At 52.9% G+C, this 21,887-nt stretch carries 22 protein-coding genes; 9 read left to right on the top strand and 13 right to left on the bottom strand.

Annotated features, from left to right (window positions below):
* Window positions 1-63: 63 nt before the first annotated feature.
* Together DFP95_RS01820 and DFP95_RS01815 are read right to left on the bottom strand one after the other, a co-directional pair.
* The gene (locus DFP95_RS01820; protein ID WP_115990841.1) at window positions 64-474 is read right to left on the bottom strand and encodes a TraR/DksA C4-type zinc finger protein; all 411 of its coding nucleotides are present in this window, start codon (window positions 472-474) and stop codon (window positions 64-66) included.
* Window positions 475-544: 70 nt separating this feature from the next.
* Window positions 545-958 (bottom strand): VanZ family protein, encoded by a 414-nt coding sequence (locus DFP95_RS01815; RefSeq protein WP_245987292.1) that lies wholly within the window; start codon window positions 956-958, stop codon window positions 545-547.
* 109 nt (window positions 959-1,067) lie between these two features.
* Here DFP95_RS01815 and DFP95_RS01810 point away from each other — a divergent pair, with 109 nt between their 5' ends.
* A complete protein-coding gene (locus DFP95_RS01810; protein ID WP_115990840.1) occupies window positions 1,068-1,592 on the top strand; it encodes a type 1 glutamine amidotransferase domain-containing protein in 525 nt (174 codons plus the stop codon).
* 75 nt (window positions 1,593-1,667) lie between these two features.
* Here DFP95_RS01810 and ptsP read toward each other — a convergent pair whose 3' ends face one another.
* From ptsP to DFP95_RS01780, 6 genes are all read right to left on the bottom strand, one after another.
* Entirely contained in the window at window positions 1,668-3,422 is a 1,755-nt protein-coding gene (gene ptsP / locus DFP95_RS01805) for a phosphoenolpyruvate--protein phosphotransferase (protein WP_115990839.1), read from the bottom strand.
* Window positions 3,419-5,266, bottom strand: a complete 1,848-nt coding sequence (locus DFP95_RS01800) for a glucose PTS transporter subunit IIA (protein WP_425453231.1) — start codon at window positions 5,264-5,266, stop codon at window positions 3,419-3,421. Before DFP95_RS01800 ends, ptsP begins: the two co-directional genes overlap by 4 nt.
* Before the next feature lie 181 nt (window positions 5,267-5,447).
* Entirely contained in the window at window positions 5,448-5,876 is a 429-nt protein-coding gene (locus tag DFP95_RS01795; protein ID WP_115990837.1) for a CoA-binding protein, read from the bottom strand.
* Window positions 5,877-5,913: 37 nt separating this feature from the next.
* Entirely contained in the window at window positions 5,914-7,206 is a 1,293-nt protein-coding gene (gene aroA, locus DFP95_RS01790; protein ID WP_115990836.1) for a 3-phosphoshikimate 1-carboxyvinyltransferase, read from the bottom strand.
* A 28-nt stretch (window positions 7,207-7,234) separates the two neighbouring features.
* Entirely contained in the window at window positions 7,235-7,615 is a 381-nt protein-coding gene (locus tag DFP95_RS01785) for a fluoride efflux transporter FluC (RefSeq protein ID WP_181907214.1), read from the bottom strand.
* The gene (locus tag DFP95_RS01780; protein WP_115990834.1) at window positions 7,612-7,992 is read right to left on the bottom strand and encodes a fluoride efflux transporter FluC; all 381 of its coding nucleotides are present in this window, start codon (window positions 7,990-7,992) and stop codon (window positions 7,612-7,614) included. Before DFP95_RS01780 ends, DFP95_RS01785 begins: the two co-directional genes overlap by 4 nt.
* Before the next feature lie 78 nt (window positions 7,993-8,070).
* On the opposite strand from DFP95_RS01780, the gene DFP95_RS01775 reads away from it, so the two are divergent.
* Entirely contained in the window at window positions 8,071-8,376 is a 306-nt protein-coding gene (locus DFP95_RS01775; protein WP_115990833.1) for a rhodanese-like domain-containing protein, read from the top strand.
* Here DFP95_RS01775 and DFP95_RS01770 read toward each other — a convergent pair.
* Window positions 8,373-8,909 (bottom strand): shikimate kinase, encoded by a 537-nt coding sequence (locus tag DFP95_RS01770; RefSeq protein WP_245987290.1) that lies wholly within the window; start codon window positions 8,907-8,909, stop codon window positions 8,373-8,375. The two genes, DFP95_RS01775 and DFP95_RS01770, sit on opposite strands and share 4 nt — an antisense overlap.
* A 134-nt stretch (window positions 8,910-9,043) precedes the next feature.
* Between DFP95_RS01770 and DFP95_RS01765 the strand changes: the two genes are divergently transcribed.
* Window positions 9,044-9,328, top strand: coding sequence for a hypothetical protein (locus tag DFP95_RS01765; protein ID WP_425453218.1), 285 nt, complete (start codon window positions 9,044-9,046; stop codon window positions 9,326-9,328).
* A gap of 1 nt (window position 9,329) precedes the next feature.
* Here the strand turns inward: DFP95_RS01765 and gndA are convergent, their stop codons facing one another.
* Entirely contained in the window at window positions 9,330-10,745 is a 1,416-nt protein-coding gene (gndA, locus tag DFP95_RS01760; RefSeq protein ID WP_115990832.1) for an NADP-dependent phosphogluconate dehydrogenase, read from the bottom strand.
* Between the two features lie 169 nt (window positions 10,746-10,914).
* Here gndA and DFP95_RS01755 point away from each other — a divergent pair, with 169 nt between their 5' ends.
* On the top strand, window positions 10,915-11,445 hold the full coding sequence (locus DFP95_RS01755) for a YceI family protein (RefSeq protein ID WP_115990831.1): 531 nt from the start codon (window positions 10,915-10,917) through the stop codon (window positions 11,443-11,445).
* A gap of 106 nt (window positions 11,446-11,551) precedes the next feature.
* Here DFP95_RS01755 and DFP95_RS01750 read toward each other — a convergent pair whose 3' ends face one another.
* Window positions 11,552-12,151 (bottom strand): hypothetical protein, encoded by a 600-nt coding sequence (locus DFP95_RS01750; RefSeq protein ID WP_115991331.1) that lies wholly within the window; start codon window positions 12,149-12,151, stop codon window positions 11,552-11,554.
* A gap of 237 nt (window positions 12,152-12,388) precedes the next feature.
* Here DFP95_RS01750 and DFP95_RS01745 point away from each other — a divergent pair, with 237 nt between their 5' ends.
* The gene (locus tag DFP95_RS01745) at window positions 12,389-13,033 is read left to right on the top strand and encodes a YktB family protein (protein WP_245987288.1); all 645 of its coding nucleotides are present in this window, start codon (window positions 12,389-12,391) and stop codon (window positions 13,031-13,033) included.
* A gap of 94 nt (window positions 13,034-13,127) precedes the next feature.
* Here the strand turns inward: DFP95_RS01745 and DFP95_RS01740 are convergent, their stop codons facing one another.
* Window positions 13,128-16,148: an efflux RND transporter permease subunit gene (locus DFP95_RS01740; protein WP_281273386.1), complete on the bottom strand. Its 3,021-nt coding sequence runs from the start codon at window positions 16,146-16,148 to the stop codon at window positions 13,128-13,130.
* A 266-nt stretch (window positions 16,149-16,414) separates the two neighbouring features.
* Here DFP95_RS01740 and DFP95_RS01735 point away from each other — a divergent pair, with 266 nt between their 5' ends.
* From DFP95_RS01735 to DFP95_RS01725, 3 genes are read left to right on the top strand one after another with little or no spacing between them, the layout of a single operon-like run.
* Window positions 16,415-17,170 carry an ABC transporter ATP-binding protein gene (locus tag DFP95_RS01735; protein WP_115990830.1) on the top strand — a complete coding sequence of 252 codons (756 nt, stop codon included), beginning with the start codon at window positions 16,415-16,417 and terminating at the stop codon, window positions 17,168-17,170.
* Complete coding sequence (locus DFP95_RS01730) at window positions 17,167-18,192, top strand: ABC transporter permease (protein ID WP_115990829.1); 1,026 nt, start codon at window positions 17,167-17,169, stop codon at window positions 18,190-18,192. Before DFP95_RS01735 ends, DFP95_RS01730 begins: the two co-directional genes overlap by 4 nt.
* 43 nt (window positions 18,193-18,235) lie before the next feature.
* Window positions 18,236-18,901 carry a TetR/AcrR family transcriptional regulator gene (locus tag DFP95_RS01725; RefSeq protein WP_115990828.1) on the top strand — a complete coding sequence of 222 codons (666 nt, stop codon included), beginning with the start codon at window positions 18,236-18,238 and terminating at the stop codon, window positions 18,899-18,901.
* Between the two features lie 77 nt (window positions 18,902-18,978).
* Here the strand turns inward: DFP95_RS01725 and DFP95_RS01720 are convergent, their stop codons facing one another.
* On the bottom strand, window positions 18,979-20,154 hold the full coding sequence (locus DFP95_RS01720; RefSeq protein ID WP_115990827.1) for an MFS transporter: 1,176 nt from the start codon (window positions 20,152-20,154) through the stop codon (window positions 18,979-18,981).
* A gap of 240 nt (window positions 20,155-20,394) precedes the next feature.
* Between DFP95_RS01720 and DFP95_RS01715 the strand changes: the two genes are divergently transcribed.
* Complete coding sequence (locus DFP95_RS01715; protein ID WP_115990826.1) at window positions 20,395-21,867, top strand: aminotransferase class I/II-fold pyridoxal phosphate-dependent enzyme; 1,473 nt, start codon at window positions 20,395-20,397, stop codon at window positions 21,865-21,867.
* The last annotated feature ends 20 nt before the right edge of the window (window positions 21,868-21,887 follow it).

The following is a 21,887-nucleotide window of genomic DNA, read 5'->3' as shown; positions in this document are numbered from 1 at the left end:
AAAAACATCGGCGCGCAAAAAAAGACGGGAGCGCTAATCTCCCCGTCCTCTTCGTCCTAAAAGCTAGGATATGTACTGAGCGCTTAATTGAGACAGCCGGCTTTGCAGCTCCTTCTTCCAAGTTTCGTCTTCCAAGGAAGAAGCGATCAACCATAAGTCCAGCAGTTGATTGATTCTCTCTTCGGCGGCTCTGGCGATTACGGTCGCCTGAAGCGAGTCGGACAAATTCATAGCCCGGGATAGAACCCCTGCCCATTCGTGAACCTGATCGAAAGGAATGCTATGGGGAGCAGGCTGGTTCCCCAATTCGCCGACCAGTCTTCCTACGTCTTCTTTGACACCCGGAAACACATCGTTTCGTCCGCAATGGGAGCAATTATAGACCGGAACATTGTTGATATTTACTTTTTTCGCGAAAATGACGGTGCGGAGCATGAGATGCATTTCTCTTCCGCATGAGCAGGATTTAAGCAACGGGATTCTCTCCTTATAAACAAAGAGGTTACTCCGAATATATTCGTTCCGAAGCCTATTAAATCCTGCTTTACCCGATAGTGTAATTTCTGGAACTGCGCCGGTTGCGAAGCCTAAACAAAAGCAATACGAGAAGACCCGCAGCCGCCGCGCCGATGGCGTCGTGAAGCAGATCGAGAGGATCGGGGCTCCTCATCGGAACATAGGATTGATGCCATTCGTCGGTCAGCCCGTACAGCACGCATATCAAGACGTTTAATAGGAAGCCTTGCCAAGTAGCCGCTTTTCTCCCCTGCGCGAAGGCGACGGTTAAGCCTAGCGCGAAGTAAGCGACGTAATGCATCGGATTAAAGTCCGTTAACCACGGCATCCACTTCTGAACCCAAGGAAGGATTGTATCCAACTGATCTCCGCTTCTGGAGGAAAAGCCGAATATCGCGAGCATGCACACAATAACCGGGATGTATCTCCATCTTTTCGCCACATGGATTTCTCCTTTCTGCGTCCTCCGATATCTAGCGTGAAGGATTGTTCTCGATTTGGTACAATGGAACTCTGTTCGTTATCCGGAATCATGAAATGGGGGATCTCAAATGACGGCTACTAAAAGAGTCGTATGTTTGCTTGACGATGAATTCGAAGACTTGGAGTTGTGGTATCCCGTTTACCGCTTGCGCGAAGAAGGCGCCGAGGTTCTATACGCCGGTCCCGAAAAGGGCCGCAAGCATATTGGCAAATATGGCGTGCCCGCCGTTGCGGATATCTCGTACGACGAGCTCGATGCCGACCGATTCGACGGGTTGCTCGTACCAGGAGGCTGGGCTCCCGACAAAATCCGCAGGGATGCCCGCGTTCTGGAATTCACCCGCTTAATGAACGATGCGAATAAGCCCATCGGTCAAATATGCCATGCCGGCTGGGTGCTGATCTCGGCCAAAATTCTCGAAGGAAGAACCGTTACCTCCACGCCGGGCATTCGCGACGACATGGAGAACGCGGGATCTACTTGGCTGGACGAAGCGGTCGTCGTCGACCGGAACATCGTATCCGCGCGCAGGCCGCCCGACCTTCCTCCATACGCCAAAGCCTTCTGCGATTTACTGTTTGGTCGTCGTTAATTCTTTGTGCCTCCGCGCTGCCGGTTTACCGGATGACGGCGCGGAGGCATTTTATATTGCAGCTCCGAGCTTTATTTATTTCCGAGGCTGTACGTTACCCGGCGAGAGCGCTGCTTCCGCGTAAAATTGGGTGGCGAGCGCCCGGACTTCGCCGGCCGTCTTACATCGGAACATATCTTCCAGGAGTTTCCGGCAATCCGACGCTCTCGTTCGAAGCATGCTTTGCTTCACGGGCAATATCGCTTGAGCCGACAAACTTAACTCCTCTATTCCGAGTCCGATCCAGATCGGCAGAGCGTTTACATCCCCGGCGATCTCCCCGCAAACGCTCACGGGGATGCCTCGCGACTTTGCCGAGTTCGCGACCGTGCGCAGCATCCGCAAAATAGCCGGGTGATACGGCTCGTACATATGGCTGATTTGTTCGTTCATCCGATCTACGGCTAGCGTAAATTGAATCAGGTCGTTCGTGCCGATGCTGAAGAACGCGACTTCCTCCGCCAGCAAATCCGCGATTGCCACCGCGGCGGGTACCTCTATCATGATCCCCGCTTTCGTATCCTGCCGGAAAGAAATGCCTTCTTGAGCTAGCTCCGACTTTGCCTCTTCCAGCACTTCGTTAGCCTCGCGCACTTCGTCCACGGACGTGATGAGAGGATACATGATCTGAACGTCTCCGAAATGGGAAGCCCGAAGAATGGCGCGAAGCTGCGTTTTGAACAAATCCTTGCGTTCCAGGCTGAAGCGGATCGCCCTGAAGCCCAGGAACGGATTTTCCTCTTCCGGCAATTCATGATAGTCGAGCTGCTTGTCTCCGCCGATGTCGAGCGTGCGGATGATCAGGGTTTCCCCCTTAAGCTTCTGCGCGACGGCCCGGTATACCTCGAATTGCTCCTCCTCCGAAGGAAATCGGACCCGATCCATATACAGAAACTCGGTCCGGAATAATCCTACTCCCACCGCTCCGTTGCTCAACGCCGCCTCAAGCTCCTTAAGCGAGCTGATATTCGCAGCAAGCGTCAACGAGACTCCGTCCTGCGTTACGGCCGGCACCTGGGCGAGCGTTAATAATTGTTCCCTATCCGCTATTTGCCTTTTACGCAGTTCCGTATAACGGGAAACCATGTCCGAAGTCGGATCTACTTGAAGCATCCCGGTTCCGCCATCGATGATGATCAAGTCACCGGTCCCGATCGGCTGCTCCAGCTTTCCTTCCACGCCCATGACCATCGGGATTCCGAAAGCCCTAGCCATGATCGCGGAATGGGATGTCGGGCTCCCGACCATCGTGACGATTCCGAGCACTAGCTCCGGCTTCAGATGCACGAGCTGAGAAGGAGACAATTCGCGCACGACAAGAACGAAGGGCTGGGTATCCTCGGGCAAGGCGATATCCGGCGCTCCTAGCAGATGCTTGAGCAGCCTGTTCCCCACGTCTTTGATGTCTAGCGCCCGCTCCTTCATGTATTCGTCGTCAAGCAGGTCGAACATCGTCACGAAATGATCGATCGCTTCTTTTACGGCGACTTCCGCGACTTTATATTGTCTTTGAATAATGCCTTGAATTTCGTTCATGAACACGGGATCTTCGAGAATGGCCAGATGCGCATCGAAAATGCTGGCTTCCTCCGAACCGACGACCTCGTCCAGCTCGGTCCTCATTCGGTTGATCTCCGTTTTGGATCGGCGAATGCCTTCATACAAGCGATCGAATTCCTTGGCCAAATCGGCCACGTCGATTTTCTGCTCCGGAAGCTCCCACTCCCAGTGCGGCAATACGAACGCCTTGCCTATTGCGATTCCTTGCGAGGCTCCTAGCGCTTGAATCATTTCCCCGCCCCCTTATTCTCTCTCTCGTTCACGACGACCGACATAACGGCCGCTTGACCTTTCTTGACTGCCTTAAACGGCGCGAAACGCCATGATTTAACGATATCGCTATTCGTGATGACCATCGGCGTCGCCAAGGACTTGGCATGCTGCTTAAGCGTCGGAAGATGAAATTTCAGAAGCGGTTGCCCCGGCGAAACCTCGTCTCCTATTTTCACCAAAATCGTGAACCCTTTTCCTCCTAAATGGGAGCTATCGATCCCGACGTGGAGGAGCACCTCCAAGCCGTCTTTCGTCAGCAAGCCGATGGCGTGCAAGGAAGGATGGATATGGATGACTTTCCCTTGAACGGGAGCTACCAGTTCGCCTTTGTCAGGGATGAAGGCGACTCCTCGTCCGACCAACCGCTGCGCGAAAATAGGATCGTCGACTTCTTCGAGCGGGATCATCCTACCTTGCATCGGCGAATGGAACTGCACCTGCTGCACGTCCATCTGCATGTGCTTGTTGATCTCTTCGCGGATCAGCTCCGAGAAGGTGCCGAATACGACTTGCACGTGCCCGCCCCCAAGCCGAATGACTCCCGCGGCCCCTAAGTGGCGCAGCGATTGCACGTCGACTTTACGGTCGTCCTCCAGCGTCAACCGTAGCCTCGTAATGCACGCCTCCAATCGGATCATGTTCTCCTTGCCTCCGAGCGCCTGAAGAATTAACGGCGCGCGGTACGGAATATCACCCGCCCAATCGTCCAACCTTGTCGCGTCCTCGCGTCCCGGCGTCGCCAACTGGAATCGCCGGATGCTCCAACGGAACATGACGTAGTAGATAAGACCCACCGCGATTCCGATCGGAAGCAGCATCCATCCTCGCTTGGAAAGCGGCAAATTCACCAAGTATTCCAGCGCTCCCGCGGAGAAGGTAAAGCCGTGATGGATATCAAGCTCGTAAACGAGCCACATGATTCCGCCAGAGATCAACGCATGAATGAGGAACAAGTACGGCGCGACGAACAAGAAGGCGAATTCAACGGGCTCCGTGATCCCCGTGAGGAAGGAGCCAAGAGCGGCCATGCGGAATTGTTTGCTCGTCTTGGGCTTTAGATCTTCGCGGGCCTCATGGATGATCGCGAACGCAACGGCCGGCAACGCGAACATCATGATCGGATAGAGTCCGGCCATGAACGCCCCCGCCGTAGGATCCCCGGCGAAGAATCTCGGTAAATCGCCGAAATAGACGGCTCCGTCCGCTCCTTGGTATTCTCCGACCTGGAACCAGAATAAATGGTTAAGTATGTGATGAAGGCCGAAAGCGACGAGGATCCGATGCAGGAAACCGTACAAAAAGACGCCGAAGCCGCCAGCCGAATAAACAAGCGTCCCCGCGGAGGATGCCCAATCCTTTAGCCCCTCTCCGACCCCGATCATGATCCAGGCGAACAATAGGGAGACAAAACTCATAAACAAGGGAACGAAACGCGATCCGCCGATAAATTGCAGAAATTCCGGCAATTGAAAAGACTTGAATCTATCATGCGCCCACGCTGATGCGACCCCGATGACCGCGCCGGCGAACATGGACGGTTGAACGCCGTTCGGGTCGTAGGTATGGGTCACCATATGAAAAATGAACATTCCGGTTAACGCGGCCATGCCGGCGGTTGCCGTCTGGTTCGACATTCCGAGCGCGATGCCGATCGCGAATATGTAAGGAACGAATTGAAAGATCGCCATCCCCGCGGCATGGAGAACCTCCGGTACTTGAGGCCATCCGAAGGAGTCCCATGGCAATCGCGCGAGCATCAAGAATATGGCGGCAGCGGGAAGCACCGTCATCGGTAACATCATGGCCCGTCCTAGCCTTTGGAGGTAACCTATTCCGTACACTTCCTTTATCCCCCCTCTCTCAACCAGGCGATTGTCCGCGGTAATGTTAATACATTGATATAGATAAGCATAAAAAGGACAGAGATATACCTCCATCGAGGAGGTATATCGTCGTCCTAGTCTTTCACCGTCTATCTTTTCGTTAAGACTTGCCGTTCGGAAGGAGAATGGAATCCTCCACCTTAATGCAGCGGTCCATGATGATCCGAAGGCCGCCTTCCGTGGCGATTCTGGCGGCATCCTCGTTAGCGATGCCGAGTTGGAGCCAGAGCGCCTTGGCTCCGATGGCGACCGCTTCCTCCGCGATGGGAGGCGTATGTTCGGGACGGCGGAACACGTTCACGACGTCGACCGGGAAAGGAATATCCTTCAGGGAAGGATAGCTCGTCTCCCCGAGAATCGAAGCAGCGTTCGGATTTACCGGAACGATCCGGTAACCTTTGCTTTGCATCGCTTCGGATACCATATGCGAGGTCTTCGATGGATCATCGGACAATCCGACTACGGCAATCGTCTGCGTATCCAATAATAACTGCTTGATTTCGTCTCTCGACGGATGTTCGTACGACATCATGGGTTGCCTCCCTTTGCTTTATGTTCGGACTGAATTAGTCTACCCAGTCGACCTTGGCGCCAAGCGACTTCAAATGATCGAAATAGATCGGATAGGATTTGGCGACATGGTGCGCGTCTTTAATGCGGATCGGTTGAGCGGAGCGCAACCCGACGATCGTGAGCGCCATAATGACCCGGTGGTCGAAGTGAGCGTCGATTTCGACGCCGCCTTCCACGCCTTCGGGACGGCCGTGGACGATAATCTCGGCTTGCTTCTCCTCGACGTTGGCACCCGCTTTGCGCAGCTCGGCCAAATAATCGGTAATGCGATCGCATTCTTTGTATCGCAGATTCTCAACATTGTAGAATCGGGAAGTACCTTCGGCGAATACCGCGGCCGCCACCATAGCCAATACTCCGTCCGTGAACTCGTCGCCGTCGAATTCGCCGGCGGTCAACCGACCGTTGCCGCGAACGTGAACGATTCCGTTCTCGTGCGTCAACGGGACGTTCATGGCGCGCAGCACGTCTACGACGGCTCGTTCGCCTTGCTTGCTCTCTTCCAAGAGGCGATGAACGACAACGTCGGATTCCGTCACCGCCGCAGCTGCCAGAATCGCCGCCGAGCCGGGATAATCTCCCTGAACCGTATACGTCTGCGCTTTGTATTTCTGCTTGCCGGGGATGCGATAATGCATCAGATCCTCGGAGGCCTCGACGATTATGCCGGCCTGAGCAAGCACCTCGAGCGTTTGGCCGATGACCACTTTGGACTTCAGGTCGTGCAGTACTTCGATCTCGCTATCTTCGTCCAGAAGAGGAGTCAAGAACAACAGCGAACTTAAAAACTGGGAGCTGACGTTGCCCGACACCTGAATTTTGCCGCCGCGCGGATTGCCGCCTTTGATCGTCATCGGCAATCTTCCGTTGTTGTGTTCAATGGTTACGCCCATGCTTTCAAGCGCCACGATCAGGTCGTCATGCGGACGTTTACCCAAGGATTCCGGATAAGCGTTGACGAAGTGCACCTCCGGAAGTAAAGCTGCGATCGACATGACGAAACGCAAAACGGCGCCCGCGTTACCGACGTTTAATTCCTTGGTTGCGCGCGGATTGCGACCGAATCCGGTAATGACGATTTTCTCGGCGTCCTCTTCGACGGTGGCACCCAGGTCGCGAATGCAACGGCGCATAGCTTCCCCGTCCTCGCTGTGAGCCGGATATAAAATCGTGCTCGTCCCTTCCGCCAATGCGGACACTAGCAAATATCGGGTCGTATAATTTTTGGAGGATAACGCTTGAATTTCGCCTTTGAGTGTTCCCGTAGGTGTGACGATCATATCCATTGATAAACACGCTCCTTGAAACTATGTATTAGGTATGTAGTAGATATCCCAAGCCGGCTCCGGCGGCGGTTAACCCGAATCCGCCAACGTAAGTCGCCGCCAAATAATAAACCAAAACTCGTCCTCGCTCCTGGCGGAGCATGGTGACCTTCTGCACATTCAATGTAGAATAGGTCGTTAATCCGCCTAAGATGCCAATTCCGTAAAAGGCATACTCCGCAACATGCTCGGACTCCAGTTCGAATCCGATAAACATCCCGATCGCGAACGATCCCGCAAGGTTTACGAGAAGCGTGCCATAGTAGGCAGGCTTTCGCGAGGCGACCGTAGCCCGGGAGATCCCATAACGCATAAGAGCGCCAATCGAGCCGCCGACTCCGACCAATCCAGCTAGCCAGATGCTTTTCACGAAGCTCCTCTCCTTCCCCACGCCAAGCCGGCCGCTGCAAGTCCCCATCCGCCCAACATGCTTAATAGAGCGTAGATTGAAGCCGCAGCATAAGCTTGTTGCTGGCACATTTGCCACAATTGTCCGTTAAACGCGCTGAAAGTCGTAAACGCTCCCAGAAAACCGGTTCCGGCCACTTCTCCGAACCACACGGGAGCCCTACGCCGGATCAACAAACCGGCCAACGCTCCGAGTAGCAGCGAACCCGAGAGGTTGATGAATAGCGTAGCCCACGGAAAATCGCCCGAGTCCGCACGAGGAAAAAGAAATCCGACCCCGTAACGGGATATGGCTCCAAGAAAGCCGGCGAAGGCTATTCCGACAACGATTCTCATCATGACCTCCGCTTCCGCATTGACATCCCCATGCTCAATTCTTATGATGAACCTATATTCAAAAAGAAAGGTTGGCCGATTATGAGCTCCTATACGACCATTACCCCGGAACAGCTGAAATCAAGATTGGATGCCGGAGAAAAAATTCATCTTATAGACGTGCGCGAAGACGAGGAAGTCGCCCAAGGCATGATTCCCGGTGCCCTTCATCTGCCGCTCGGGCAAGTTCCGCAACAGTTGGACCAGATCCCTAAAGAAGAAGAAGTCATCTTCATCTGCCGCAGCGGTTATCGTAGCGATCAAGCCTGCCAGTATTTGTCCTCCCTTGGATACAAAGGAACGACCAACCTCATCGGCGGCATGATTGCTTGGACGAATCTACCCTAACTCCATGACCTGGGCAACCAATTGATCAAAAGATCGACAATCTCGGAAGGCGTTCGATCGGACGTGTCCACCGTCGCGTGCGCGAAGTCGTAGGCATGCCGCCTAGACTCCAGCAAGGCGGTGACGCGTTCCTCCGCATCGCCGGCCAGAAGCGGTCTCGATCCCGCCGCCGCGGCACTCGTCACTCGGCTGATCAAGCTTGCCTTGTCCGCCGTTAGGCAGACGACCCAACCTCCCGACAGCATCCGTCTCCTATTGCTCTCTCTAAGCACGGCCCCCCCGCCAGTCGCCACGACCAGCTTACCCTGTTCGAGCACATCCTTCAGCACTCGGCTTTCCCAATCGCGAAAGACCGTTTCCCCTTGCTCCGCGAACATTTCCTTAATAGAAAGACCGGCTCTTCTCTCGATTTCCTCGTCGGTATCGATGCTCTCCCAACCAAGACGCTCGGACAACAACCGGCTAACCGTCGATTTGCCCGTTCCCATGAAACCGACGATGATGATATTGCGGCTAGTGTCTTTTCCGTTCAACAAGAGCTCCCCATTCCTTGTTTTTACGCTTTTTATATCATATCATACCGATCCTAAGGTATAAAACGACGAGTTTATCCGTAACTTTGATAGTGCACGGAGTGTACGAACCCTCGTCAAAGGTGATGCTGCATTTGGATAATAACCGAAATCCCAAATCGATCGAACAACCGCTTCGTCGATTATTAGATCCCTCTTACCCGTTATGCAGGGAAGACGTGCTATGGGCGCTGGGCTTCATCAAGAAAAAAGTGGCCGACGGAGCTCCCGAATGGTCGGGGCTCGATCGGCCACAGCTGCTTGCCCATTTTGCCTGTTTCGCGGATATGGCTTTGTTGCTCTTGCATCGTCGTAGTCCTAGCAATCATGAGACCGCATGCTTTCGAACGATGCTAAGGGAACATCTGCCTCGCGACTGAATTAAGAGTTCATCCAGTTGTGGTGGAACGAGCCTTCTTTGTCCAGACGTTTGAACGTATGGGCGCCGAAGTAATCGCGTTGCGCTTGAAGCAGGTTGGCCGGAAGGCGTTCCGAACGGTAGCTATCGTAGTAAGCGATCGCGCTGGCGAACGAAGGCACCGGAATGCCGTATGCGATCGCCGTGGATACGACCTCGCGCCATGCATCCTGATAGGACTCCACTACGCCTTTGAAGTACTCGTCCAGCAACAGGTTGCGAAGCTCGGGTTCGCGGTCGTAAGCGTCTTTGATATTTTGCAGGAAGCGCGCGCGGATGATGCAGCCGCCCCGGAATATCATCGCGATATCGCCATAACGCAGATCCCAGCCGTATTCCTCGGAAGCGGCGCGCATTTGCGCGAATCCTTGGGCATACGAACAAATCTTGCTTGCGAACAAGGCTTTGCGCACGCTCTCGATGAACGCGGCTTTATCGCCTTGGAACGGCTTGGTTTGAGGTCCTTTAAGCACTTTGCTTGCGGCAACGCGCTCTTCCTTCATGGCGGAGAGGAAGCGGGAGAATACGGATTCCGTAATGATGGAAAGAGGTACGCCTAAGTCGAGCGCGCTTTGGCTCGTCCATTTCCCCGTTCCTTTTTGCCCGGCGGCATCCAAGATAACGTCGATCATCGGTTTGCCCGTTTCGGGATCCTTCTGAGAGAAAATATCCGTCGTGATCTCGATAAGGTAGCTGTCGAGTTCGCCTTTGTTCCATTCTCCGAAAATTCCGTGGAGTTCGTCCGTAGATACGCCAAGAACGTCCTTCAACAATTGATATGCTTCGCAAATCAGCTGCATATCGCCGTATTCGATTCCGTTATGCACCATTTTAACGTAGTGTCCGGCGCCGTCCGGCCCGATATATGTACAGCAAGGATCTCCGTTTACTTTAGCCGAAATTCCCGTAAGGATTGGCTCCACGAGACGGTATGCTTCAAGAGGTCCGCCCGGCATGATGGACGGGCCTTTAAGCGCGCCTTCTTCTCCGCCGGATACGCCCGTTCCGATAAAGTGGAAGCCCTGCGCCGTCAAATCTTTGCTGCGGCGTTGCGTATCCGGGAAATAAGCGTTGCCGCCGTCGATTATGATATCGCCTTGATCCAGATGAGGAATAAGGGATTCGATCGTTGCGTCCGTACCTGCGCCCGCTTGAACCATGATCAGAATTTTGCGGGGTTTCTCTAAGGAATTCACGAATTCTTCGACCGAGTAAGCAGCTACGAGCTTCTTGCCTTGACCGTCCGTATTCAATAAATCGTCCGTTTTCTCGCGCGAACGGTTATATACCGCGACGGTGAATCCGCGGCTCTCGATGTTGAGAGCAAGATTACGACCCATTACGGCTAAGCCGACGACGCCAATGTTTGCATTCGACATGTTTTTTTTCATCCTTTAATACAAAATTTTCACAATAAAACTATTGTACTCTTTTTGATCGAAGAAGAAAACCTACATTTCATTTTCCATCGATCTCCAAATTTCCCCTTGCATTTTCCTGTTACTTATTATTTAATAGTAAATATAATAAATAAAGGAAGTGTTAATTATGGCAGCTACTAATTGGGTATTCGACAAAGCGCATAGCGGCATTACTTTCAGCGTTCGCCACATGATGATTACTAACGTTCGCGGCAGCTTCAACGATTTCGATGCGGTTGTTTCCGCTGATCCCGCTAACCTTCCTTCATTGGAAGCGACGGTTACGATCGACGTCAACAGCGTCAACACTAAGGATGAAGGACGCGACGGTCATCTGAAATCCCCGGATTTCTTCAACGCCGAGCAGTTCCCCAACATCACGTTTAAGAAAACCGCTCTTGAATCCAAAGGCGGCGAGGAATATAAGTTAACCGGCGACATCACGATTGCCGGCGTTACGAAATCGATCACGCTTAACACCGAGATCGCCGGTCCGGCCAAAGATCCTTGGGGCAATACCAAGTTCGGAGTCGTTGCTTCCGGCGCCATCAACCGCTCCGAATTCGGACTGACTTACAATGCGGCGCTGGAAACCGGCGGAATCCTGATCGGCGATGCGATCAAAGTCCATATCGAATTGGAATTCACTCAAGCGTAATTCGGAAGAGTGACCGTCTTAAGCTATATTACCTATATAATACGAAAGCGGAGCTGCCTCTTAGAGGAGCTCCGCTTTCGTATTATATAGGTTTGCCGCTTCATCGTTAGAGCTCCAACATCAGCATCTCGGTTCGCATGCCTTTCAGCTTCTCCTTGCTAGACTCGATCGTTTCGGTCCATCCGCTCTCGATCGCTTCGTGAAGAACGGCAAGCTCGTAATCGATTTCAAGACGCAATACTCCCGCTCGATGCTCGGCTCTCTTGGACTTGAAAGCTTGCACCATGTCTTCTACCGTAACTTGCGGTCTTTTCTGAAAAATAATCCGATGTTCCATGCCGGACACCTCCACGAGACGGATAATTTCACCGAACATGATGTTCTCGATCCTAAGAACTTGACGGTCTTGGAACCGTTTAACAATGGCGTGGCCGCGGGAATCGTTGATGAGCTTCTCGATCCATTGGGCCAGTTTCTCATCCTTGACCAGATAGTCTCCTACCATTTTGTAACGATTAAGCACCCTTAGAAATCTGAGCTTGAGCAGCTTTCGTCCCGTACGTACGGAAACGATGAATTGATGCTCGTTCTCGTTCCAATACAAGGAATAACCGTCCTGGATCAATTCTCGGATCAGATTCTGGATTTGTCGGCGATCGAAACGAAGCTCCAGGTTGCAATATTCCACTTCATGACTGCGGTTCACGGCCATCCCCCCTCCTGCACTAAACGCACGGCTTGAGATATTGACCGAATTGTCTGAATATTGTGGCTTACTACTATCTTATACTCCATCTTATGTTCTGGCAACTTGGTTTCTTGACTATTTTCCTTCCTATTTTTACACGGAAAGGGCAGGTTCCGAAACCGACGTTGCGCGTATGCGGGCGGTAGTGTTAAACTCGCGAGATAATCCCATCACCGAAAGCAAGGAGAATCATCCATGAGCACAGCTATGATCGAAGTTTTTAACGGTTTTGACGAGCGGGATTTCGAAGTATTCGAGATCGAAGGCCTTGAAGCTCGAATGGAAGCGTTGATCGATAGAGTACGGCCGAAATTCAACCTGATCGGGGAACGGGTTTCGCAATCCCTGTCCGAACTGTGCGAGGAAGAAATGTTCACCCACGTAGCTAAGCACGCGCGGAGAACCGTTAACGCGCCGAACGATTCCTGGGTCGCCTTCGCCAATAACAAAAGAGGTTATAAAGCGCATCCCCACTTTCAAATCGGACTTTGGTCTACCCACGTATTCGTCCAATTCGCCATCATATATGAATGTCCGAACAAGAACGTCTTCGCCGAACGCGCGCTCGACGAGCTCGAATCGGTTCGCGAAGCGGTTCCGAATCACTTCGTCTGGTCGAAGGATCATATGGTTCCGGCCGGGCATATCCATAGCGAGCTATCGGACGACGAGCTTGCGGACTTCATGCTGCGGCTGAAGACGGTTAAAGCTTCGGAGTTGACCTGCGGCATTCACATTCAACGTGGAGATCCGGTTCTCGCGAACGGCGAAGCGTTCCTGAGACTCGTCGACGACACCTTCCGGACGCTGCTGCCCTTGTATAAAATGTCGTTCGCTTAATAGACGTTATCCCGTTCGCTCGTTATATAAAGGGGATGTTCCCCAAGGTCGTTATGACCTTGGGGAACATCCCCTTTTCGTTACGGGAATTGCTTTATTGCGTGATGGCTGCTTCGCGCATCGCCGTCGCGGCGGCTTTACGCTGGCGAGCGGACTTGCGGAAGTGAAGCAACTCATAGATGCAAGGAACGATGACCAAGGTCAGCAGCGTGGATACGACCAAGCCGCCGATAACGACGATGGCGAGACTCTGGGAAACGATGCTTCCGCTTTCCGAAGAACCGAACACGAGAGGCAGCATGGCGCCTACGGTCGCGATGGCCGTCATCAGAATCGGACGCATGCGGGTTCCCGCAGCTTCCAGCAACGATTCGCGAATCGTCATCTTCTCTTCGTTATGCTTCACGCGGTCGATGAGCACGATCGCGTTCGTGACGACGATACCGATGAGCATGACGACTCCGAAGATTGCCGTAAAGTCGGGAGTTACTCCGGTGACTATCAAGCCTAGTACGGCACCGATCGGCACGAAGAGAATGGATGTCATAATGGCGAGCGGCGCACGTAATGTCTTGAATGTAATAACCATGATCAAGTATACGATTCCGATCGATACGAGCATCATCATGAACAAGCTGATCATATCGGCCGATTGATCCGCGGACGCTCCGCCGACGAACAATTCAACGCCTTCAGGCGGCTTCACGTCCGCGAGCTCGGACTTGATTGCGGTCCCGACCTTGGACAATTGGGATGGCTCCACGGAAGCCGATATCCGTACGTAGCTCTTCCCGTCCTTGTGGAAGAAAGTCGTGGATTGTTCCGATTTAACCCATTTCGCTACGCTCGATACCGGTTTGGGCCCCGTATCGGTCATGACCGTAAGCGACGACAGATCGCTCTCGGACGTAGGCTTCAAGGAAGGCTCGAGCAGTACTTGTACGGACTGGCCCTCCACCGTGATCGCTCCGACAGGAACGGAGTTCAGCATGCCTTGTAACTGCGTCGCGATATCTCCGGCTTTCGCTTCGGTTGGGTTAACCTCAAGCGTGTATACCGTCTTCTTCTCTTCTTGGTTGCTTTCCACTTTCAGAACGTCCTTGACGGTCTTCATCTTAGCGACGACTTCGTCCGCCGTTTTGCCGATTTCTTCTAGATTATTCCCGGTTACGTCGACGAAAACTTGAGTGGAGCTGCCTCCGGACAAGAAATTCCCCGTCCCCGTATTGATTTCCGCGCCGGGGTAATTGTCTCGTTCTGCTTTAACGGCTTCCATGACTTTCTCGGCATCCGCGTCCGGTTTCATCTTAAGCATGTAGGATACGAGCGTCGGGGACGATACCGCGCCGTATTTGGCGGCGTCGGCGCTATTGCCGTTAGTCAACGTAACCCACTCTACTTCTTCCCTGCTCATTAAGAAGGCTTCAAGCTTGCTGCCGTTCTCCATGACTTCCGAAATAGGCGTATCCGGTTTGTATTCCATGCTTACGGTAAGATTCTCGGCGCTCGAGGAATCGATGGCACCCTTAGGCATAGCAACGTATGTCGCGATGGATCCGATCAAAAGCAAGAATGCTGCGACGATAGGAAGCCACTTGTGACGCAGGTTCCACTCGAGAAGCTTCACGAAACGTTTGGAAGGCTGATGCTCTTTGATCGTCGAATTTTTCAATACGCCCGCGCTCATTAACGGGATAATCGTTAAAGCGACAAGCAGCGACGATAACAACGAATAAGTCATCGTTAGCGCGAACGGAAGCAAGAATGCTTGCAATCCGCCTCTGAGCAAGCTCATCGGCAAGAAAACCGCGATCGTAGTCAGCGTGGATGCCGTAATGGCCCTTGCGACCTCTTTCGTCGCGTCGATGATCAACTCTGAAGAGAACTTCTCCTTCTGCAGTCGGCGGAAAATATTCTCGATGACCACGATGCTATCGTCGACCAATCGTCCGACGGCAACCGCCACGCCTCCGAGCGTCAGAATGTTAAGCGTAATTCCAGATAAATCCAGCAAATATAGCGTCATGGCCAACGAAAGAGGAATCGACACGATCGTGACCAAAGTCGCCCTAACGTTACGCATGAAAATCAGGATCACGATCGTTGCGAACAGCGCTCCGAGCAGAACTTCCCTCATCATGCTGTTAACCGAATGAACGACTTGCTCGGACGTGCTGATCATGATTTTCATGTTGACGGATTTATTTTCTTCGTTGAAGGTCTTGATGACTTCGTCCACGCCGTCTCCGACTTTTACCGCGTTGGAGTTAGCTCCCTTCGAGATGATGAACTCCAATGCGTCTTTGCCATCAATGCGGAACGTGCTTTCCTTCGCATCGTCGAAGTTCACTTCCGCGACGTCGCCGAGCTTTACGCCATCGGCTACGGGAAGCTTCTTCAAAGACTCGACGTCCTGTAGACTCGCCGATACGTTCAAGTTAACGATTTGGCCGTCCAAGGTGCTCTCGCCGACGGATGCCGAAGCGTCTCTGCCTTGAAGCACTCCGTACAGAGCCTGCACGGGAACGCCCTTGGCGGCGAGCTTATCCGCATCCGGAACGATGCTGACCTTAGGCTGGGATTTGCCTGACATTTGCACTTCCCCGACGCCGTCTATGGCTCGGAATGCGTCGAGAACATCCTGCTCGAGCAATTCCTTCTGCGCATCGCTGACGCCGTCCGCGAAAGTAAGCGTGACGAAGGAGATCGGGATCATCGAAGTGTTGAACTGAATGACGTAAGGCGGAGATACGTTAGCCGGCAGCTGTACGGCGCTGACCGCTTTGTCGACCTCCAGCTTCGCTTCCTTCATGTCCGTGTTGGCATCGAAGTTCAAGTTGACTTGCGAGAAGCCATCACCGGACGTGGAGAATACGTTCGTCTTTCCCTTAATCGCGGACAAGGATTGCTCCAGCTTGCCCGTGACCTCTCTATCCATCGAGGACGCGTCGTATCCCGGTCCAATGACGGATACCGTTACCTGAGGATTATCGGCCTCCGGCAGAAACTCCATCGGGAGTTTCGTGTAGCTCAGAATTCCCATGGCAAGTACCATGATCACGATGATGATCATAGCCGCTTTGTTGCGAAACGCTCCGTTAATAATACTTTTCACTTTGTTATTTTCCCCTTCCACTCCATTGAATCTTTCTTTGAATTAGCATAACGGATACCTCGCCATCTCTGGAAACGACCGGAGACCGGACTTAAACCTAGACTAAAGTCTGATTCGTCGTCGGGCCGCGGTTACCTTACCGTCGCCTCTCGCCTAACATAAGCGATAAATATGAACGGAATATGAACCGCAATCCTTTACAATATCATCCAGTAAAACTTATAATAAAAAGTGAGTAATCACTCATTTTGATGGAGGGATGACCAATGAATCTAGTTACGCAACCCAATGACGATTCTCATTCCGATTGTATCGCGGCCGTTCATGTTTCTCGTTCATTCGGCAAAAGAACCGTGCTGGACGACATTTCCTTAACGGTAAGAAAAGGAGAAATTTTCGGTTTGCTCGGTCCTTCGGGCTCGGGGAAAACAACGCTAGTCCGCTTAATAACCGGACTCGATATTCCGAACGGCGGTACCATCACCCTGCTTGGGGAGAAAATGCCGAAGCTCGACATCTTGAGCAGGATCGGGTATATGGCGCAATCCGACGCTCTCTATGGGGAATTGACCGCTCAAGAGAACCTGGAGTTCTTCTCCGCTCTCTACGGTCTGCGCGGCACTAAGTTGAAGAGCAGGATAAAGGAAGTCGCCGAATTGGTGAAGCTGTCGGACGATTTGAAGAAGCCCGTCCAGCTCTACTCAGGCGGCATGAAGCGAAGACTGTCTCTCGCCGTCGCGCTGATGCACGGGCCGGAAGTACTCGTCCTGGATGAACCGACCGTGGGCATCGATCCCGTGCTGCGCAAATCGATCTGGGACGAATTGGATAACCTGCGCCGCGCAGGGGTGACGATGCTGGTTACGACTCACGTCATGGACGAAGCGGAGAAATGCGACCGATTGGCCATGATCCGCGACGGGAAGGTAATCGCTTTAGGCAGCCCGGAGCAATTAAAGGCCGACTCGCAGGCATCCAGCATGGAAGATGCCTTCATTGCTTTCCGCGGAGGTGTCGCATGAGAATCCAAGCCCTCGCATTTCGGATCGTCCGTCAGTTCATTAAAGACAAGAGAACGTTGGCCTTGATGTTGCTGGCGCCACTTCTCGTCTTGACGCTAATGAAATTCGTGTTCGACGGTCAGGCCGTCGATCCTCGAATCGGAGCGGTGAAGCTTCCTTCTCCCGTCATCGAATCGTTGCAGAAGAACGGCGCGGTCGTGATTCCATACGAAGACGAACGGACGGCAATGGATCGAATGGCCGAAGCCGAGCTTGATGCCGTGCTATCCCTGAAGGGATTGCAGCCGCATATTACGCTAGAAGGCAGCAATCCGTCGAAAATACGCAGCGTCATGGAAGTTGCGCAGAAAGCCTTGCAACAGCTTACCGGCATTTCCGGCATCCAGCCCGCCCTCTCGTATTTGCACGGCTCGGGAGACCGCGATATTTTCGACTATTACGGATCCGTGCTCGTCGGTTTTTTCTCCTTTTTCTTCGTTTTCCTGATTGCAGGAGTATCTTTCTTAAGGGAAAGGACGACGGGAACTTTGCAGAGGCTGCTTGCCACGCCCCTTCGACGATGGGAAATCGTTGCCGGTTATTTACTGGGCTTCGGCCTGTTCACGCTGCTGCAGGCTACGCTCATCGCATGGTATTCGACCAGCGTTCTCGGCATTGCCCTCGAGGGCTCCTTCCTTCTGGTGCTTTTCATGAATCTCTTGCTTGCGCTTGCCGCTCTTACTTTAGGTACGTTATTGTCCGCATACGCCCAGAACGAATTTCAGATGTTCCAGTTCATTCCGCTCATCGTCGTTCCTCAAATATTCTTCTGCGGCCTTATCGATCTTCAATCTATGCCCGATTGGCTGCAAGCCGTCGGAAAGGCGCTCCCGCTCTATTACGGCGCGGATGCCCTTAGGGGAATCATGTTACGAGGAGACGGATGGCGCGAAATTTGGATAGATTCCGGCGCGTTGCTCGGGTTTGCCGTATTGTTCGCTTCGTTGAACGTGCTGGCGCTGCGCAAACACCGTCGAATATAATGAGCGATAGAGCATGTCTACGGCATGACGGGAGGTGCGTAAGATGAAAGACCCGTTGGAACAGTGGCTTGAGGAGCTTCTGGAGAAGCATGAAGGAGAGAGGATGACCGACAAGCAATCGCGGATATTGAGAGCCGCGGTCGAAGTATTCGCCGAGAAAGGGTATTCCGGCGCGGCCACTAGCGAAATCGCGCAGCGCGCTGGGGTTGCCGAAGGTACGATATTCCGACATTACCGCACGAAGAAGGACTTGCTTTACTCGATCGTCGCCCCCTTCGTAGCGAGACTTATCGAACCGTTCGTATTACGCGATCTCTATCCGTTGATCGACAATCCGCATCCGACCTTCGAAGGATTCATTCGCGGAATTCTGGACAATCGGATCGCTTTCGCCGAAAAGAATATTAAAGTGATTCGAATTCTGCTGCAAGAAGTGCCGTTCCATCCCGAGCTGCGGGAGCAATTTTTATCCAAAGTCGCCGATCGCGTGTTGCGGAAGATCACCAACGTCGTAAATCATTACCGGGAACAAGGCCATATCGTCGAAGTCCCTCCACTGACTGCGGTTCGGCTAGTCGGATCTACCCTTTTCGGTTATTTAATCGTCCGTTTTCTATTCGCGCCTACCGGCTGGGACGACTCCCTGGAGAGGGAAGCTACCGTGCAATACATCCTGCATGGCCTTAGCAGCCGGATTGAAGCTAAATAATAATACAAAAAACCGGAGGCGAGAACCTCCGGTTTTGTACGTATATTCCGATTTATCATCGAGGGCGGAAACGTCGATCAGGAAGCATGCACCTTCTGACGAGCCTGGCTGCGGTATTGAGCCAACAACCCTAGCGCGGCAAGTGATAACACGCCCGATACGACGAAAGGCAGCCATGAAGTCGCGCCCAGCAACGCTGCCCCGAGCAGAGGACCGACGATCCGACCCAGGCTGTCCATGGAAGAGCTTAGTCCGGATGCGATTCCCTGGCCGACCGTCGTCTTCTGAGTAATCAGCGAAGTGACGCAAGGTTTAATGAGCGAATTGCCGATTCCAAAAATGCACAGATAGACCGTGGCCATCCCCCAGCTATTGGCGGTAAGAAGCAAGAAGAAACCGGCGGCGGAAATGACCAATCCGATGGCGATGTACTGGCTTTCCTGACCTTTCTTCACCCGACGTCGAACGATTCCGCCTTGCACGAGAGCACCCGCCAGGCCGCAGAAGAAAAACATCATTCCGATCTGCAGTGGCGTTACCTCGAACCTCTCCATTCCGAACAATTGAAGGGTCGCCTCTAGGATGGCCAATGAAAACGTTACGAAGAAGGCGAGCACGTACAAATACTTAAGCGGCCCTTGGAAGGCAGTCCAGCGGGAAACGCGCTTGCTCGTTTCTTTCGATGCCCGGCGCTCCGGAGGCAGCGATTCCGGAAGCTTGAAGAATGCCGCAATGAACACGACGAACGATAATGCCGAAGCCGCGTAGAACGGCGTGTGAATCTGGATCTCGCTTAAGAAGCCCCCGAAGCCCGGGCCGAACGTAAAGCCGAGGCCGATGCTCATTCCGACGACCGCCATTCCCTTCGTCCGTTCCTCTTCGGTCGTAATATCCGCGACGTAAGCGACGATACACGAGACGACGGCTCCGGAGAACAAACCTCCCAATATCCGAGACGCGTACATGATCGCTAGATTTTCACCGGACATGCCGAACAATAGGAAGCTTATGCTGAATCCCAATACTCCCATCATAATAACCGGTCGGCGTCCGATACGCTCGGATAATCCCCCCCAGAGAGGGCTGAGCAGGAAAGACATCAAGGAATAGACCGCCAACATCGCGCCCGTATGCCAATTCGCCGACTCCTTGCTCGCTTCGGTCACCAATTGAGGCAATACCGGAATAATGATGCCGAAACCGATAAAAATCGTAAAGAGCATGAGTCCTACGATAGCTAATTTGCTTTTCACGGAAAATTCTCTCTCCTCTGTCTACTACAATAAAGGATATCATTCGCGTTAACATTCTACATTTGATGGTAGCATAACGAACGCTATGTTCCAAATCGGATTCGTTGACGTTTTCGTGACAAGTTCCGATCGAAATAGACAGCGGTTGATTTCCCCCCTATTTTTGTTATACTCATGCTTGTTTGCACAAATGCGTTCAAACCTACTTGAAGCACGTATGAGAAAGGCAGTGAACTTCTCTTGGATCATAATCGTACTCCTTTATTCGACGCGTTGCGTTCACACGCGAAACAAAATCCGGTGCAATTCCACATTCCGGGCCACAAGAAAGGCGCCGGAATGGATCCCGAATACCGTGACTATATCGGCCAAAATATCCTTGACATCGACTTGATCAATATCGCTCCGCTCGACGACTTGCATCAGCCCGTCGGCGTCATTCTCGAAGCGCAACAGCTGGCCGCGGACGCGTTCGGCGCGGATGCGACTTATTTCTCCGTGCAAGGCACGAGTACGGCCATCATGACCATGATCTTGTCCGCATGCAGCCATGGAGATAAAATCATCGTGCCGCGGAACGTTCACAAGTCGATTTTATCCGCTATTATTTTCGCCGGCGCCCGTCCGGTCTTTCTCTCTCCCGTTCGCGACACGAACCTCGGAATCGATCACGGGGTAACCACGCGGTCCGTTCGGAGGGCATTGGAACGACATCCGGATGCCTCCGCCGTTCTGATCATCAACCCGACCTATTACGGCGTTTGCACACACCTCAAGGAAATCGTAGACCTCGTTCACGAATACGATATTCCGGTACTCGTAGACGAGGCTCACGGCGCATTGATTCATTTCTCCGACGAGTTGCCCTTATCGGCTATGCAAGCCGGTGCCGATATGGCCGCAACCAGCATTCATAAGCTAGGCGGGTCGATGACCCAGAGCTCTGTTCTCAACGTACGCAAGGGTTTGGTCAATCCGCACCGCGTGCAGACGATCCTTAGCTTATTGATGACGACCTCGACCTCTTATCCTCTTCTGGCTTCCTTAGATACGGCTCGTCGGCAGCTTGCCATCCACGGGAAAGAAATCGCGGAAAGAACGTTGAATCTGGCGAAAAAAGCCCGGACGGCGGTCAATAAGATTGAGGGGTTATACAGCTTCGGGGAGGAGCTGCTTGGCGAGGAAGCGACTTACGATTACGATCCGACGAAGCTCACGGTTCACGTCCGCCACTTGGGCATTACCGGTTACGATGCGGAAAATTGGTTGCGCGAGCATTTCCGCTTGGAAGTCGAGTTGAGCGATATGTACAATATTCTTTGCTTGATCACCCCAGGAGACGACGAGGAATCGATATCCATCCTCTTGGAAGCTTTGCAAGCGATGTCCGATGCCTACCATGCAGATAATAGGGAAATTCTCGAAGTGGTCGTGAAAATTCCGGAAATCCCCCATCTCGCCCTAACGCCGCGCGATGCGTTCTACGGTGAAACCGAGCTCGTACCGTTCAAGGAATCGGCCGGCAAGATCATTGCCGAATTCATCTACGTCTACCCGCCGGGCATCCCGATCTTGCTCCCGGGCGAAGTCATATCGCAAGAAAACATCGACTATATCGTCGATCATCTCGAAGTAGGCTTACCGGTTAAAGGTCCCGAAGACCGGTCCGTCACCAACGTAAAGGTGATCTTGGAAGAAACCGCTATCTCATAAAGGTCATATGAAAAGGTCCG

Source organism: Cohnella lupini, from assembly GCF_003386205.1.
GTDB lineage: Bacteria > Bacillota > Bacilli > Paenibacillales > Paenibacillaceae > Cohnella > Cohnella lupini.
Note: the sequence above shows the minus strand (reverse complement) of the source record. Positions and strands in the feature narration are given on the sequence as shown.